The sequence below is a fragment of the Frigoribacterium sp. PhB160 genome, from assembly GCF_003751785.1.
Taxonomy (GTDB): domain Bacteria; phylum Actinomycetota; class Actinomycetes; order Actinomycetales; family Microbacteriaceae; genus Frigoribacterium.
This window is the reverse complement of record NZ_RKIE01000003.1, coordinates 471688-484517: the sequence shown is the minus strand read 5'-3', so window position 1 is coordinate 484517 and position 12830 is coordinate 471688. Positions and strand designations below refer to the sequence as shown.

Annotated in this window: 9 protein-coding genes; 4 read left to right on the top strand and 5 right to left on the bottom strand. The window is 73.8% G+C overall.

What is annotated here, in order from left to right; translation table 11 throughout:
* Positions 1-51: 51 nt before the first annotated feature.
* The 3 genes from EDF38_RS15280 to EDF38_RS15270 form a co-directional block, all read right to left on the bottom strand.
* The gene (locus tag EDF38_RS15280; protein ID WP_123356849.1) at positions 52-1032 is read right to left on the bottom strand and encodes an aldo/keto reductase; all 981 of its coding nucleotides are present in this window, start codon (positions 1030-1032) and stop codon (positions 52-54) included.
* 130 nt (positions 1033-1162) lie between these two features.
* Complete coding sequence (locus EDF38_RS15275; RefSeq protein WP_123356847.1) at positions 1163-1357, bottom strand: hypothetical protein; 195 nt, start codon at positions 1355-1357, stop codon at positions 1163-1165.
* Positions 1358-1394: 37 nt separating this feature from the next.
* On the bottom strand, positions 1395-2039 hold the full coding sequence (locus EDF38_RS15270; protein WP_123357087.1) for an FMN-dependent NADH-azoreductase: 645 nt from the start codon (positions 2037-2039) through the stop codon (positions 1395-1397).
* An 88-nt stretch (positions 2040-2127) separates the two neighbouring features.
* Between EDF38_RS15270 and EDF38_RS15265 the strand changes: the two genes are divergently transcribed.
* The 3 genes from EDF38_RS15265 to EDF38_RS15255 all read left to right on the top strand — a co-directional run bounded on the left by EDF38_RS15265 (position 2128) and on the right by EDF38_RS15255 (position 8647).
* The gene (locus tag EDF38_RS15265; RefSeq protein WP_123357085.1) at positions 2128-7035 is read left to right on the top strand and encodes a DEAD/DEAH box helicase; all 4908 of its coding nucleotides are present in this window, start codon (positions 2128-2130) and stop codon (positions 7033-7035) included.
* A gap of 10 nt (positions 7036-7045) precedes the next feature.
* On the top strand, positions 7046-7822 hold the full coding sequence (locus EDF38_RS15260) for an Fpg/Nei family DNA glycosylase (protein WP_123356844.1): 777 nt from the start codon (positions 7046-7048) through the stop codon (positions 7820-7822).
* A gap of 165 nt (positions 7823-7987) precedes the next feature.
* Complete coding sequence (locus EDF38_RS15255; protein ID WP_123356842.1) at positions 7988-8647, top strand: peroxiredoxin-like family protein; 660 nt, start codon at positions 7988-7990, stop codon at positions 8645-8647.
* Between the two features lie 151 nt (positions 8648-8798).
* Here the strand turns inward: EDF38_RS15255 and EDF38_RS15250 are convergent, their stop codons facing one another.
* Complete coding sequence (locus tag EDF38_RS15250) at positions 8799-10301, bottom strand: APC family permease (RefSeq protein WP_123356841.1); 1503 nt, start codon at positions 10299-10301, stop codon at positions 8799-8801.
* Between the two features lie 115 nt (positions 10302-10416).
* Here EDF38_RS15250 and EDF38_RS15245 point away from each other — a divergent pair, with 115 nt between their 5' ends.
* Entirely contained in the window at positions 10417-12483 is a 2067-nt protein-coding gene (locus EDF38_RS15245) for a PQQ-binding-like beta-propeller repeat protein (RefSeq protein WP_123356839.1), read from the top strand.
* Positions 12484-12544: 61 nt separating this feature from the next.
* Here EDF38_RS15245 and EDF38_RS15240 read toward each other — a convergent pair whose 3' ends face one another.
* The gene (locus tag EDF38_RS15240; RefSeq protein WP_123356836.1) at positions 12545-12730 is read right to left on the bottom strand and encodes a hypothetical protein; all 186 of its coding nucleotides are present in this window, start codon (positions 12728-12730) and stop codon (positions 12545-12547) included.
* Positions 12731-12830: the final 100 nt, after the last annotated feature.

Below are 12830 nucleotides of genomic sequence, written 5' to 3'. Positions count from 1 at the left end.
CGTCAGATCACAGCGCGCTGGCGCGTCCGTGACCCGACGTGGACGCAGGACTCACCAGCGCGCGTGGATCTCGTCGCGGAAGTACTTCTCGTAGATGCGGACGACCTCGGAGTCGAGCCCCTCGTCGAGTTGCACGTCACCCGCCGCGGCGTTGGCCCGGGCCTGATCGACGTTGCGCGCGCCGGGGATGACGCTGCTGACGCCGGGCTGGTCGACGATCCAGGCGAGCGCCGCCTGGGGCACGGTGACGCCCTCGGGAACCGACTCCGCGAACTCACGCGCCGCCGTCACGCCGGTCTCGAAGTCGACGCCGCTGAAGGTCTCGCCCTGGTCGAACGCCTCGCCGTGGCGGTTGAACGAGCGGTGGTCGTTCTCGGCGAACGTCGTCTCGGTCGTGTACTTGCCCGAGAGGAGCCCGCTGGCGAGCGGCACCCGCGCGATGATGCCGACCCCGGCGCGCTGGGCGGCGGGCAGCACCTCGTCGAGGGGCTTGAGGCGGAACGCGTTGAGGATGATCTGCACCGTCGCGACGCCGGGCCGGGCGATGGCGGTCAGGGCCTGCCGGGTCTCTTCGACGCTGACGCCGTAGGCGGCGATCGCCTCGCGGGCGACGAGCTCGTCGAGGGCGTCGTAGACGGCGTCGTCGGAGTACACGGCCGTCGGCGGGCAGTGCAGCTGGACGAGGTCGAGCGTGTCGACGCCGAGGTTGCGCCGCGACCGGTCGACCCAGGCGACGAAGTTCTCGCGGACGTAGTTCGAGGGCACCTGGTCGAGGCGACGGCCCATCTTCGTCGCGACGGTCAGCGGCACGTCGGGGTTGGCGGCACGGAAGCGGCCGATGACCTGCTCGCTGCGGCCGTCGCCGTAGACGTCGGCGGTGTCGAAGAAGGTCACGCCGGACTCGACGGAGGCGCCGAGCACGTCGAGCGCGTCGCTCTCGCTCACGTCGCCCCAGTCGCCTCCCAGCTGCCAGGTGCCGAGGCCGATGACGGACACGTCGCGGCCGGTGCGGCCGAGGGTTCTGCTCTGCATGGGGCCGAGCCTAGGCGGGGCCGCCGACATCGGCTCGGCCCGGGGGACGGGGCCCGGACGGATGCACCTCGGGGACGGCCGGGGCGGGCAGCGCCGAGCCGCGCCTCCTCGTGTCGTGACGGAGGTCGGCTCAGCGCCGTCGCGCGGCCGCGTTCACCGAGCGGACGAGCGCGTACGCGACGGCGACGAGCACGAACGCGGCGAGCAACAGCAGGCCCCCGACCCCGGGGCTGCCCTTCGCGAGCGCCACGACGCCGACGACCGCGGCGAGCGCCGCGACGTAGCCGAGCACGCGGGCCGAGGCCGCCTGGGCTCGCCTCGCCACGGATCTCCTGGGCATCGTCGTGTCGCTCGCCGGCGGGTCAGCCGAGCCGTCGAGCGGACTCGGCGGCCGTCTCGAGGGCGGCGGCGAGCTCGCGGTCGGCACGCTCGCGGGCCTCGGGCGGCATGGGGAGGAGGTCGCTCAGCGTCAGGTTCGTCTCGATGACCTCGACGGCCATGCCGAGGGTCTTGCCGAGGATCTGGTCGAGCACCGGCACCGCGTGGTCCCAGCCCTCGGTGGGCGAGCCCGCGTCGTACGAGCCGCCGCGGCTCGTCACGACGACGGCGGGCCTGCCGAGCATCGGCTGCTGGTCGTCGCCGTCGAACGGAGCCGTCACGGCGGGCAGGTGGACGTTGTCGATCCAGGCCTTGAGGGTCGACGGCACCGTGTAGTTGTAGAGCGGCGCCCCGACGAGGAGGACGTCGGCGGCGACGAGCTCGGCGATGAGCTCGTGCTGCAGGGCCTCGTGGGCGGGGTCGGGCGAGGCCCCCTCGGGCCGGAGGCGCGGCGGCCAGTGCAGCGAGGCGTCGCTGAGGTGGGGCAGCTGGTCGACGTGCAGGTCGCGACGGACGACGACGTGGTCGTCGCCGAGCGCGCGCCAGGCGTCGGCGAAGGCCGCGGTGACGGCCCGCGAGCGCGAGGCGCGGAGGTCGGCCGAGGAGTCGAGGTGCAGGAGGGTGGGCATGAGCCCACCGTAGCGGCGGCCCCCGACGTCGGCGACGCACCGGGCCCGGGGCCGGATGTCGGTGGTGCGGGGCAGGATGGGGCGCACGATGACCGACGTCCTGGAGCGCTTCTCCCCCGCCACCCGTGAGTGGTTCCGCGGGGCGTTCCCCGCGCCCACCCTCGCGCAGGAGGGGGCCTGGCGGGCCATCAGCGACGGCGACGACGCGCTCGTCATCGCCCCGACGGGCTCGGGCAAGACGTTGGCCTCCTTCCTGTGGTCGATCGACTCGCTCGCGAGCACGCCTCCGCCCGAGGCGAAGGAGCACCGCACCCGCGTCCTCTACATCTCGCCGCTGAAGGCGCTCGGGGTCGACGTCGAGCGCAACCTCCGCTCGCCGCTCGTCGGCATCACGCAGACCGCCCGGCGCCTGGGCCTCGAGGCACCCGAGCTCAGCGTCGGGGTGCGGTCGGGCGACACCTCGTCCGGCGACCGGCGCCTCCTGCAGCGCACGCCGCCCGACATCCTCATCACGACGCCCGAGTCGCTCTACCTCATGCTCACGTCGGCGGCCCGCGAGAACCTCAAGGGCGTCCGCACGGTCATCATCGACGAGGTGCACGCCGTCGCCGCGACGAAGCGCGGCGCGCACCTCGCGCTCTCGCTCGAGCGCCTCGACGCCCTCCTCGACGCCCCGGCGCAGCGCATCGGGCTGTCGGCGACGGTCCGCCCGCCCGAAGAGGTCGCGCGGTTCCTCTCCGGCCGCAAGCCCGTCACGATCGTCAACCCGCGATCCGAGAAGACGTTCGACCTCCGCGTGGTCGTGCCCGTCGACGACATGACCGAGCTCGGCACCGCCGCGCCCCTCGAGGGCTCGGCCGCCGGGTCGGCGCCGCAGGGCTCGATCTGGCCCCATGTCGAAGAGGGCATCGTCGACCTGATCCTCGACCACCGCTCGACGATCGTCTTCTCGAACTCCCGGCGCCTGGCCGAGCGCCTCACCGCGCGCCTCAACGACATCTGGCTCGAGCGCACCGGCGCCGACGCCGAGACGCGGGCCGCCGCCCTGCAGGCCGCTGAGGAGGCACGGGGCGAGCTCGTCGCCGCCGGCGCCGTCCCCGAGGCCGTCGCCGACGCCGCCGTGGCCGACCCCTTCGCCCCGGCGGCCCCGGCCGCCCCGAAGCGCAACCCGATGGTCGGGGGCGGCTCGCCCGCCCAGCTCATCGGCGGCAGCGGGCAGACCCAGGGCAGCGAGCCGCTGCTGGCCCGGGCCCACCACGGCTCGGTCTCGAAGGACCAGCGCGCGATCATCGAGGACGACCTCAAGAGCGGTCGGCTGCGCTGCGTCGTCGCGACGAGCTCGCTCGAGCTCGGCATCGACATGGGCGCCGTCGACCTCGTCGTGCAGGTCGAGTCGCCGCCGTCGGTCGCCAGCGGGCTGCAGCGCGTCGGCCGCGCCGGGCACCAGGTCGGCGAGATCAGCCGAGGCGTGATGTTCCCGAAGCACCGGGCCGACCTCATCCACTCCGCGGTCGCCGCCGAGCGCATGGTCGCGGGCCTCATCGAAGAGCTGCGCGTGCCGACCAACCCGCTCGACGTGCTGGCGCAGCAGACCGTGGCCGCCGTCGCGCTCGACGAGATCGACGTCGACGAGTGGTTCGACACCGTCCGCCGCAGCGCGCCCTTCGCGACCCTGCCGCGTTCGGCCTTCGACGCCACCCTCGACCTGCTCAGCGGCAAGTACCCGTCCGACGAGTTCGCCGAGCTGCGCCCGCGCATCGTGTGGGACCGCGTGCACGGCACGCTGACCGGCCGGCCCGGTGCCCAGCGGCTCGCCGTCACGAGCGGCGGCACCATCCCCGACCGCGGCCTCTTCGGCGTCTTCATGGTCGGCGAGAAGGCCGCGCGCGTCGGCGAGCTCGACGAAGAGATGGTCTACGAGTCGCGGGTCGGCGACGTCTTCGCGCTGGGCGCCACGAGCTGGCGCATCGAGGACATCACGCACGACCGCGTGCTGGTCTCCCCCGCCTACGGCCAGCCGGGGCGCGTCCCGTTCTGGAAGGGCGACGGCATCGGCCGCCCCGCCGAGCTGGGCCGCGCGATCGGCGGCTACATCCGAGAGCTGGCCAGCTCGTCCGTCGACGAGGCGACGAGCCGCGTCACGGCGGGCGGCCTCGACGAGCGCGCGGCCCGCAACCTGCTCGCGTTCGTCTCCGAGCAGCGTGCGGCGACCGGGCACGTGCCCTCCGACACCACCCTCGTCGTCGAGCGCTTCCGCGACGAGCTCGGCGACTGGCGGCTCGTGCTGCACTCCCCCTACGGCATGCAGGTCCACGCCCCGTGGGCGCTCGCGATCTCCGCCCGCATCCGCGACCAGCTCGGCGTCGACGGCGGCGCGATGGCGGCCGACGACGGCATCGTCGTGCGCATCCCCGACACCGACGCCGAGCCCCCCGGGGCCGAGCTGTTCCAGTTCGAGAGCGACGACCTCGACGAGATCGTCACGGAGGAGGTCGGCGGCTCCGCCCTCTTCTCGTCGCGCTTCCGCGAGTGCGCGGCCCGGGCCCTGCTCCTGCCGCGCTACAACCCGGGTCGGCGGTCGCCGCTCTGGCAGCAGCGCCAGCGTGCGTCGCAGCTGCTCGACGTCGCCCGCAAGTACCCGCAGTTCCCGATCGTGCTCGAGGCCGTGCGCGAGGTGCTCCAGGACGTCTACGACCTGCCCGCCCTCATGAGCCTGACCCGCGAGCTCGAGACACGCGCCGTGCGCGTCGTCGAGGTCGAGACCGAGGTTCCCTCGCCGTTCGCCCGCTCGCTGCTCTTCGGCTACGTGGCCGCGTTCATGTACGAGGGCGACTCGCCCCTCGCCGAGCGTCGAGCGGCCGCCCTGTCGCTCGACTCGTCGCTGCTGCAGGAGCTGCTCGGCCGCGCCGAGCTCCGCGAGCTGCTCGACCCCGACGTCATCGACCAGCACGAGCTCGAGCTGCAGCGCCTCGCCCCCGACCGCCGGGCCCGCGACATCGAGGGCGTCGTCGACCTGCTGCGCCTGCTCGGCCCCCTGACGACCGGCGAGATCGTCGAGCGCAGCTGGCTCGCGACCGAGACGGCGACGAGCAGCACCGTCGACGACGGTCGGGCCCGGCTCGCGGGCGCGCTGGGCGACCTGGCGAGGTCGAACCGCGTCCTCCGCTTCACCCACTCGGGCGTCGAGCGGTGGGCCGGCATCGAGGACGCGTCGCGCCTCCGGGACGCCCTGGGGGTCGCCCTGCCGATCGGGGTGCCCACGGCGTTCGTCGAGCCGGTCGACGACCCGCTCGGCGACCTCGTCGGGCGCTTCGCGCGCACCCACGCCCCGTTCACCCCGCAGATGGTCGCCGACCGGCTCGGGCTCGGCACGGCGGTCGTGCTCGACACGCTGCGCAAGCTCGGGGTGCAGCGGCGCGTCGTCGAGGGCGAGTTCCGACCGAAGCAGGTCGGCAGCGAGTGGTGCGACGCCGAGGTGCTGCGGCGCCTCCGCAGCCGGTCGCTCGCCGCGCTGCGGCACGAGGTCGAGCCGGTCGCCCCCGACACGCTCGGGCGGTTCCTGCCGACCTGGCAGCACGTCGCGACCGGGGCCAAGGGCTCGGGGCTGCGTGGCCTCGACGGCGTCGTGCAGGTCGTCGACCAGCTGAGCGGTGTGGCGCTGCCGGCCTCGGCGTGGGAGTCGCTCATCCTGCCCGCCCGGGTCACCGACTACGTCCCCGGCATGCTCGACGAGCTCACGGCGACGGGCGACGTCATCTGGTCGGGCGCGGGCAGCCTCGCGGGCAACGACGGCTGGGTCAGCCTGCACCTCGCCGACGGCGCGCAGGTCACGCTGCCCGAGCCGCTCGGCACCGACACCGACGAGCTGCAGCGCGAGGTGCTGGCCGCCCTCGCCGGCGGCGGTGCCTACTTCTTCCGGCAGCTCTCCGACGCCGTCGGCAGCACCGACGACGACGCGCTCGTGACGGCCATCTGGGACCTCGTCTGGGCCGGGCAGATCACGAACGACACGTTCGCCCCCCTCCGTACGCGCGTGGGCGGCAAGGCGCCGCGAGCCAAGGCACCCACCCGGTCGCGGTCGTCGTACCGCAGCCGGGGCCGCATCGCGATGCCGCGTCAGTCCGGACCGCCGACGGTCGGCGGACGCTGGTCGCTGCTGCCCCTCTCCGAGCCCGACGCGACGGTGCGGGCCGCGGCGATGGCCGAGATCCTCCTCGAGCGTCACGGGGTCGTGACCCGAGGGGCCGTGGCCAACGAGGGCGTGCGCGGCGGCTTCTCGACCGTCTACAAGGTGCTCAGCGGCTTCGAGGAGACGGGTCGCGCGCGTCGCGGCTACTTCGTCGAGGGCCTCGGCGCGGCGCAGTTCGCGACCGGGCCGACGGTCGACCGGCTCAGGTCGTTCGTCCGGGAGGAGTCCGACCGACGCGACGACGACGCCCTCGCCGCGGCGGGTCGCGGGCGCGAGATCCCCGTCGTGACGCTCGCCGCGACCGACCCGGCCAACCCGTACGGCGCGGCGCTGCCGTGGCCGGGTCAACCCGCCGAGGCGGCGGACGGGCCGGTCGCCGTCGGCGTCGGTGCCGGTGCCGGTGCCGGTGCCGACGACCCGGCGGCGACGAGCACGACGTCGACGGGCTCGACGCCGACGACGGGCTCCGGGGCGGCCTCCGTCTCGACTTCTGTCCCGGCGCCGGCCTCGAAGAAGAAGACCGGCCACCGCCCGGGCCGGAAGGCGGGCTCGCTCGTCGTGCTCGTCGACGGCCGCCTCACCGTCTACGTCGAGCGCGGCGGCAAGACCGTGCTGACCTTCGGCGAGCCCGACGAGCGCGAGCTGGCCCTGGCGGCGCAGTCCCTCGCCTCCGTCGTCCGGCAGCGGCTCGGCAAGCTCGCGGTCGAGCGGGTCGACGGCGAGTTCGTGCTCGGCACCCCCCTGGGCGACGCCCTCCGCGACGCCGGGTTCGCCCCGACGCCGAGCGGCGTCCGGCTGCGGTCGTAGGCGGTGACCCGTGCCTGAGGGAGACACCGTCTACCGCGCCGCGAAGAACCTCGACGCCGTGCTGCACGGCCAGACGCTGACGTCGACCGACTTCCGCGTGCCGGCCTTCGCGACCGTCGACCTCAGCGGTCAGGTCGTCGACGACGTCATCGCGCGCGGCAAGCACCTGCTGCACCACGTCGGCGACCTCACGCTGCACACCCACCTCAAGATGGAAGGGTCGTGGCACGTCTACCGCCACGGCACGAAGTGGAAGCGGCCCGCCTACCAGGCGCGCGTGGTCCTCGAGACGGCCGACTGGGTGACCGTCGGCTTCGACCTCGGCATCGTCGAGCTCGTGCCCCGCGACGACGACGACAGCGTGACGGCCTACCTCGGCCCCGACCTCCTCGGCCCCGACTGGGACGCGTCGTCCGCTCTCCTCAACCTCGAGGCCGACCCGGGGCGCGAGATCGGCCTGGCGCTCCTCGACCAGAGGGTGCTGGCCGGGCTCGGAAACGTGTACCGGGCCGAGGTCTGCTTCCTGCGCGGGGTGCTGCCGACGAGGCCCGTCGGCGACGTCGAGAACCGGCCCAAGATGATCGACCTCGCCCACCGCCTCATCGTCGCCAACAAAGACCGCATCGAGCGGACGACGACCGGCAACCTCCGGGGCACGACCGACTGGGTCTACGGCCGTGCGGGCAAGCCCTGCCTCCGCTGCGGCACGACGATCGTCCGCGGGGAGCTCGGCGAGTCCGAGCTCGAGCTGCGCGACACGTACTGGTGCCCCCACTGCCAGACGTGAGCGGTCGCCGAGGCGACGGGCCTTGATCTCGCGGGCCGCGCCTCCTGGTGGCGGGGCCGGCTCGCGTGACGCCGTGTGACGACGTCGAGGGAAATCCGAGGAGGCGCGTCCTAGCATCGGCGCACACGGTCGGCACCCGACGTCGGCCCGTCCCCGGGAGCTCGCATGTCCACACCCACGATCGCCGACCAGGTCACCACGTTCAACGAGGGCTTCACCGCCCAGATCGGCCCCGAGCTGTCGGCCGTCTTCGACGGGGAGCAGAAGGCGCTGACCGAGGCCGGGGTGCCGGACGACGCGGTCGCCGTCGGCGACCAGCTCGTCGACGCGACCCTGCTGACCGTGGCCGGCGACGAGGTCTCGCTGGCCGAGGTCGTCGGCGAGGGCGCCGCCGTGCTCGTGTTCTACCGCGGGGCCTGGTGCCCGTACTGCAACCTGACGCTGAAGACGTACCAGCAGGAGCTGCTGCCGACCCTGCGCGACCGCGGCGTCGCGCTCGTGGCGATCAGCCCGCAGACCCCCGAGGGCTCCGACCTCGCGACGTCGAACGGCTCGCTGGAGTTCCCGGTGCTGTCCGACCCGGGCAACGTGCTCAGCAGCGCGCTCGGCATCGTGACCGAGCCGACCGCCGACGCCCGGTCCGCCCACACGCAGCTCGGCTTCGACGTGGCCGACAGCAACGCCGATGAGACGGGCGACATCCCGTTCCCGACGGTGCTCGTCGTCGACGGCGACGGCCGCGTGGTCTTCGCCGACGTGCACGTCGACTACACGACCCGCACCGAGGTCGCCGACGTCGTCGCCGCCCTCGACCAGCTCGCCTGACCCGGCCTACCCGGCTGGCCGGCCGGCCGCGGCCACGAACGCGAAGAACCCCATTCCGTTCGAAGAACCACGAAGCTTCGTGGTTCTTCGAACGGAACGGGGTTCCCGACGGCAGCAGCCGCAGCAGCCGGGCAGCAGCCGCAGGCGGCCGCTACTCCCCGCGCCCGACCCGCGAGTGACGCCGCCCGTACGCGAAGTACACGACCACGCCGATCACGAGCCACACGGCGAACCGCACCCAGGTCAGCGTCGTCAGGTTGAGCATCAGCCACACGCAGAGCACCGCCGACAGGATCGGCAGGAACGGCACCAGCGGCACGCGGAACGCGCGCGGCAGGTCCGACCGGGTGCGACGCAGCACGATGACGCCGATGCTCACGAGCACGAACGCCGACAGCGTGCCGATGTTGATCATCTCCTCGAGCACGCCCACGTCGGTCAGCCCGGCGATCAGCGCGACGACGATCCCGGCGAGCACCTGCACCCGCACGGGCGTGCCGCGCTTCGCCGAGGTCTTCGACAGCCCGCGGGGCAGCAGCCCGTCGCGGCTCATCGAGAAGACGATGCGCGCGAGCCCGAGCAGCAGCACCATGATCACCGTGGTGAGGCCGATCAGGGCCCCGACCGCGATGACCTTGGCGGCCCAGTCGACGCCGACGAGCTCGAACGCGGTCGCGAGGTTCGGCGTCTCGCTCGAGGCGAGGTCGCGGTACGAGACCATGCCGGTCAGCACGACGGCGACGAGCACGTAGAGCAGCGTGACGATGCCCAGCCCGAGGAAGATGCCGCGCGGCATCGTCTTCTGCGGGTCCTTGACCTCCTCGGCGCTGGTCGCGACGATGTCGAACCCGATGAAGGCGAAGAAGACGAGCGAGGCCCCGGCCAGCAGACCGAACACGCCGTACTGCGCCGGTGCGGCTCCGCTGAGGAACGAGAACAGCGACTGCGTCCACACGTCGGCGGCGCCCTCGCCCGTGCGCGGCTGCGACTCCGGGATGAACGGCGTGTAGTTCGAGGCCTTGACGAAGAAGAAGCCGACGACGATCACGAACAACACGATGCCGACCTTGATGACGGTGAAGACCCCGCCGACGCGGGAGCTGAGCTGCGTGCCGAGCACGAGCAGCACCGTGAACACCGCGACGATGAGGAACGGCCCCCAGCTGAGGTCGACCGGCCCGATCGCGATCGTGTCGGGCAGCGGCACCCCGAACTGCTCGAAGACCGTGCTGAGGTAGATGCCCCAGTACTTCGCGAGGACGGCCGCGCCGGTCAGGGTCTCGAGGATGAGGTCCCACCCGATGATCCACGCGAGGAACTCGCCCATCGTCGCGTAGGTGAAGGTGTACGCGCTGCCCGCGACGGGGATCGTCGAGGCGAACTCGGCGTAGCACATGATCGCGAGGCCGCAGGTGATCGCGGCGAGCACGAACGAGATGATGACGCCGGGACCGGCGAAGTTCGCGGCGGCGTTCGCGCCGACCGAGAAGATGCCGGCGCCGACCGCGACGGCGATGCCCATCAGCGTCAGGTCGGTCACGCCGAGCGAGCGCTTGAGCTTGCTCTCCGACTCGAGCGAGTCCTGGATCGACGCCTCGACCGACTTGGTCCGGAAGAGGCTGCGGGGCCCCTTGGCCCGCACGGGTGTCGTCATGTCGTCTCCTCGCTCGACGGTCGCCGTCCCGACCAGGACGACGCGCCATCGTACCCGCGCGTCGCGTCGGTGACGTCCTCGGCGTGGCGGGCCCCGCGCCTCCTACGATGGCGGGATGGCGACCGACGACGATCCCTGGCGCCCGGCCCGACCGACCGGCGTCGAGAGACCGTGGGAGGCGCGGGCCGGCTCCCCCGAGCCCGGCACCTCCCGAGGCGATCGCCTCGCAGGCCGCGGGTCCGGGTCGGCCCCCGGCTCGGCCGGTGCCCCCGACCGTCCCGGCGCGACGCGCCCTGACGACGCGGGCAGGGGCGCGGACGCCGACCTCGACCTCGACGCCCGCGGCGACCTCGACGCGGCCGCACTCCCGCGTCCGTCGTGGCGCGAGGGCCCGCTCGGCCGTCTCGCGGGGCGGGCGGGGCGCACGTGGCGGGCCGCACCTCCGGGTCGGCGGATCGCGGTCGCCGCGACCGCCCTCGTCGTCGCCACGGCGCTCGTCGCGTCGGTGGGCCTCGCCGCCCGCCCCGACTACCCGGTGCTCGTGCGGCCGTCGGCGACGGTGGACGACCTCCGCACCGAACCGACCGAGACGCTCTGGGAGCTCGACCTCGCCGCGGCGTTCGCGGTCGAGCCCGACTCCGCCTGCCTCGGCTTCGACCCCGTCGCCCGGCTCGGCGACGACGTGCTCGTGACGACGACGTCGCGCAGCTACGGCGTCGACTCCGGCTGCGAGGGAGGCGCGGGGCGGCTCCTCCGGCTCGACGCGCGCACCGGCGAGGTGCGGTGGCTGACCGACGTGGCGACGAGCCTCGGCGTCGACGCGACGTCGACGCAGGTCGCGACGGCGAGCGACACGTCGCTCGGGGCGCTGCTGACGGGCTTCGGCGGCGCGGACTCCTCAGGGGACACGGGCGAGGGCGCGGAGGGCGACGACACCACCGGCGGCCCCGCCGGAGAAGCGCTCGTGTCGCTGCCGGGCGAGTACGGCCGGTCGTCGGGCGGGCTGGCGCGCATCGACCTGGCGACGGGCGCGATCGCCGAGCAGCTCGACGCCGCGACGCTCGCCGACGACGGCGAGCTGCTCGAGTCGGTCGGCCAGAGCCCGACGGCCGCCGCGGTCTCGATCGTCGACGCGGGTCGCTACGGCCCCGACGGGTCGTTCTCGTCCCGGCCCGCCGACGTGACGACCCTGTCGCTCTACCGCGCCGACGACCTACGGACCCCCGCCTGGACCGGACGCGGCGCCAACGGCGGCCAGTCGTGGCTGGTCGGCGACCTGCTCGTCGTGCAGCTCTTCGACGACGTCGAGGACGGCGTCGCCGAGACCTTCGGCACCCGCCCCGACTGGTCGGTGATCGACGCGCGCACCGGCGAGGTCGCTCCCCTGCCGGGCGACATGACGAGCATCGACTTCACGCAGGCCTTCACGGGCGGCGCCCTCGTCAGCGGCAGCCACCTCGTCGACGGGCGACCGACGTCGCAGCTCATGGCGCTCGACGACGCGGGCGGCCTCCGTTGGCAGCGCGACGTGCCGGAGTCGACCTACCCGACCCTCGGCTCGGGCTGCGTCGTCGTCGACGGCACTGGGCAAGGCGACGCGGCCGAGGACGACGCGGCCAGCAGCGACGGGGGCTCAGGCGGCGCCGACGCGACGAGCACCGGCGGCGGCGACACGTCGACCGGCGCGCTCACCTGCGTCGACCCGCTGACCGGCGACGACCGCTGGACCCGTCAGCTGCCCTGGCCCGGGTCCGACGACGGCAGCAGCGGCGGCGGCTCGCCCACGGCGACGCGGCAGTTCCAGGTCTCGTCGGCGACCGGGGCCGACGTCGTGTTCGCGGCCCGGGCGACGAACTCGTTCGAGAGCCTGCCCGACGACGCGACCGGCAGCGTGGCCGCGCTCGACCCCGCCACGGGACGCACCCGCTTCGAGACCGAGCTCCCCGTCACGTCGTACGTGATCGCCTCGTCCCGGACGACCGGCTACTCGGTGTCGTTCTACTACAGCAGCGGCGCGGGCCCGACGATCCAGGCCTTCGACCTCGACGACGGCCGGGCACTCTGGCGGAGCTCCATCGGCTCCGACCTCTCGAGCTCGCCGTTCTGGGGACCGACCCTCGTGCAGGTCGGCGACGACGGCGTGGTGCGCGGTCGCACCGACGGCGTCCGCGTGGCCGACTGACGACCCCCGCCGGAGGCGCGTCGCCCTCCCGCGGACCCGCCCGCCGGAGGCGCGCCCCGCCTCAGCCGACCAGCTTCGGGAACAAGAACACCGCGAAGAGGAAGAACGCCAGCATGACGGCGAAGACGACGTACGTGCCAGGACCGACGGCCGCCTGCCCGGCGGCCTCGCGGCGGCGCATGACCCGGCGTCGGTAGACGAGCTGGATCACGACGAGGACGGCGGCGGCGGCCACCAGGATCGGCACGATGACGGCTTCGATGATGCATCCTCGGGTCGGGGTCGGTCGGGTCTCGCGAGCCCGGCCAGCCTAACCGGAGGCCGCTCCACGCCTCCCCGCGCCTTCG

Coding starts and splice junctions, on each gene's coding strand:
- EDF38_RS15280 (WP_123356849.1), bottom strand. CDS start 1,032: ATGCAGAGCAGAACCCTCGGCCGCACCGGCCGCGACGTGTCCGTCATC.
- EDF38_RS15270 (WP_123357087.1), bottom strand. CDS start 2,039: ATGCCCACCCTCCTGCACCTCGACTCCTCGGCCGACCTCCGCGCCTCG.
- EDF38_RS15265 (WP_123357085.1), top strand. CDS start 2,128: ATGACCGACGTCCTGGAGCGCTTCTCCCCCGCCACCCGTGAGTGGTTC.
- EDF38_RS15255 (WP_123356842.1), top strand. CDS start 7,988: ATGTCCACACCCACGATCGCCGACCAGGTCACCACGTTCAACGAGGGC.
- EDF38_RS15250 (WP_123356841.1), bottom strand. CDS start 10,301: ATGACGACACCCGTGCGGGCCAAGGGGCCCCGCAGCCTCTTCCGGACC.
- EDF38_RS15245 (WP_123356839.1), top strand. CDS start 10,417: ATGGCGACCGACGACGATCCCTGGCGCCCGGCCCGACCGACCGGCGTC.